The 2,892-nt window shown below is 43.8% G+C and carries 2 protein-coding genes; both read left to right on the top strand.

All coding sequences use genetic code 11. The features are described from left to right. Positions 1–142: 142 nt before the first annotated feature. Positions 143–1,666 carry an exopolyphosphatase gene (gene ppx / locus A1019T_RS02655; RefSeq protein ID WP_077450301.1) on the top strand — a complete coding sequence of 508 codons (1,524 nt, stop codon included), beginning with the start codon at positions 143–145 and terminating at the stop codon, positions 1,664–1,666. Positions 1,667–1,729: 63 nt separating this feature from the next. Further along, positions 1,730–2,533, top strand: a complete 804-nt coding sequence (locus tag A1019T_RS02650; protein ID WP_077450300.1) for an acetyl-CoA carboxylase carboxyltransferase subunit alpha — start codon at positions 1,730–1,732, stop codon at positions 2,531–2,533. Positions 2,534–2,892 lie beyond the last annotated feature (359 nt).

The following is a 2,892-nucleotide window of genomic DNA, read 5'->3' as shown; positions in this document are numbered from 1 at the left end:
CTACTAATAAATTTTAAATTTGATTGGCTTTGTGCTAAATGTTGGTACAGAAAGTCATTCGTTGCCAATATTTTTAATATTTAATAATAAATCATACTTTTCTAAATCTGTATTAATCTAACCTAAGGTAAGACAGTCGCTTATGCCTAATAACTTTCTCGCGAATAACGAACTAATGGCCGCCATAGATATTGGCTCAAACAGCTTTCACTTGGCTATCGCTCGCTTGGATCATGGTGAGGTACGTAAAATTGCCTCTATGTCTGAAAAGGTTCAATTAGCTGCCGGCCTAGATGAAAGGAAATACCTAAGTGAAGAGGCGCAACAAAGGGGGCTTGATTGTTTGGCTCGCTTTATGGGCAGACTAGATTCAGTTTCAGCCGATAGATTGCGGATTGTTGCCACCAACGCCTTGCGTCAAGCCAAAAACGCCGACGAGTTTATTAGACGAGCCAATGAAATCCTGCCTAAGCCCATTGAGATTATTGCAGGCCGAGAAGAAGCCCGTCTGATTTATTTGGGGGTATCACATACTAATGAGAGTATTGATAAAAGACTGGTTATTGATATCGGTGGGGGTTCAACCGAGTTTATCATTGGTCAAGAGTTTGATCCGTTATTGACCGAGAGCTTACAGATGGGATGTGTGGCTTATACCCAGTGGTTCTTTGAGTCAGGGGATATTACCGAGGCAGCTTTTAATGCCGCCATTGCTGATGCGCGCAAAGAGATCTTGCGTATCAGTACCACCTACCAAAAGACGGGATGGACCAGCGTAGTAGGCTCAAGTGGTACCATTAAAGCGGTTCGCAATGTATTGGTATCAAAGGGATGGGCAGATGATCAGGAGCGCATTACCTATCACGGTGTGAAAAAACTGCAACAATTGCTGCTTAAAGTAGGCCGTGTTGAAGACATTGATTTAGAAGGCGTTAAAGAACACCGAAAAGCTGTTTTCCCAGCAGGTGTGTCTGTGTTGCTGGCCGCTATGAAGGTACTTGGGATTGAAACCATGACCTATTCTGATGGGGCACTTCGTGAAGGGGTCATGTATGACATGCTAGGCCGCTTTGCCAGTGAAGATGTACGCGACCGCAGTGTCCAAGCTTTAGTAGAGCGTTATTCAGTGGATAAGCGTCAGGCAAGACGTGTGGTAAAAAGCTGTGAGCGTCTTTATGAACAAGTTCATGAGGCCTTAGAGCTAAGTAGTGAAGATAATGACTTGATGCGTCGTACCGCCTATCTGCACGAAATTGGTCTGGCCATTAGTCACAGTGGTTACCACCATCACAGTGCTTATTTACTAGAGTTCTCGGATATCCCAGGATTTTCTCAAGTAGATCAAGTCCGTATGGCGCAGTTGGCCCGTAACCATCGCCGCAAGCTGAAGTCAGAAACCTTAGAGCAAGTGCAAGAAATCGGTGGTAGAAAGCTGGTTTACCTGTGTTTGCTACTGCGTTTGGCTGTATTGGTTCATCGCAGTCGTAATGATCATGATAAGAGCGATCTTAAGCTAAATATTATAGACAAAGAACATTGGCAAGTCAGGGTTGAGTCTGAGTTTGATGAGTATGCCTTGCTTATACTGGATCTTAAAGATGACATTGCTCAGTTCAAAAAGTGGGGCGTTGAGTTGACTGTGGTGCAAGAGGATTCTGAATCATAACTTAGGCTGGATGGCCTAAGGTAACCTATAAACAAAACGATAATAATATTTTAAGGACTTATCATGAGTGCAGTTTGGGATAGTGTGGGCTTGGCAAGACACGCTAAACGCCCTTTATTTTTAGATTATGTCGGACAGCTATTTACTGAGTTTGATGAGCTTCATGGGGATAGAGCATTTGCCGATGATCGCGCCGTAATTGGCGGTTTGGCTCGATTTAATGGTCAGCCGGTGATGATTATTGGTCAGCACCGAGGACGTAGCACTCGTGAACGTATCGCTCATAATTTTGGTATGGCCTACCCAGAAGGGTATCGTAAGGCCATTCGTTTAGTTAAGTTAGCTGAGCGTTTTAAATTACCGGTACTGACTTTTATTGATACTCAAGGGGCCTATCCTGGAGTGGAGGCTGAAGAGCGTGGTCAGGCTCAAGCCATCGCAGAAAGCATTGCGACTTTTAGCAGCTTAAAGACACCGATTATTGTGACCATTATTGGGGAAGGCGGCTCTGGCGGGGCATTGGCCATCGGAGTCGGTGATAGAATTAATATGCTACAGCACAGTATTTATTCGGTCATCTCTCCTGAAGGCTGTGCTTCTATCTTATGGAAGACGGCTGAGAAAGCGCCTGACGCCTCTGAAGCTTTAAAGCTAAACTCAGATAACCTGTATCAACTGGGGTTAATAGATGCCATCGTTGACGAGGGGGAAGGGGCACACCTTGATGCTAAACCGGTTATGGAAGGTCTGCAGAAGTTGTTGGCTGAGCAGCTGGCGGAACTAAAACAGATAGAAATTGACGAGCTGGTTGAGCAACGTTATCAACGTCTAAAGCATTTTGATTCAACTTTGAGTCTTCAACCTTAATCCATCATAAGGCATTTTGCTTAACTAACCTTTTTAACTTCACTAGCCTGTTAATAGGTTAAAGGATATAAAAATGAGACAGACTTAGCTCTGTCTTATTTTATTTTTATCACCAGTCGCCGTAAAACCACCCACTTCAGGCATAGGTATCTACACAATTCATCAGTGAGCATAAATTTGATAAAATAGCGCAGTATGGCATAGACAAAATGGAGCTAGATACGAGGCTCATCAAACGATATCAACAACTCGTACACAATCACACTCACCCAAACGGTTATCTACATGCTGGTATGAAAGCAACTATGGATACTAAAAGCAGTTTTGCTCAGACCCAAGCGTTATGGCGATTTGTGCAT

The sequence above is a fragment of the Psychrobacter piechaudii genome (assembly GCF_900162825.1).
Lineage (GTDB): Bacteria > Pseudomonadota > Gammaproteobacteria > Pseudomonadales > Moraxellaceae > Psychrobacter > Psychrobacter piechaudii.
This window is presented reverse-complemented; position numbering and strand designations above follow the sequence as displayed.

Excerpts from the sequence above, each read along its gene's own strand:
- ppx (WP_077450301.1), top strand. The coding sequence starts at position 143 with ATGCCTAATAACTTTCTCGCGAATAACGAACTAATGGCCGCCATAGAT.
- A1019T_RS02650 (WP_077450300.1), top strand. The coding sequence starts at position 1,730 with ATGAGTGCAGTTTGGGATAGTGTGGGCTTGGCAAGACACGCTAAACGC.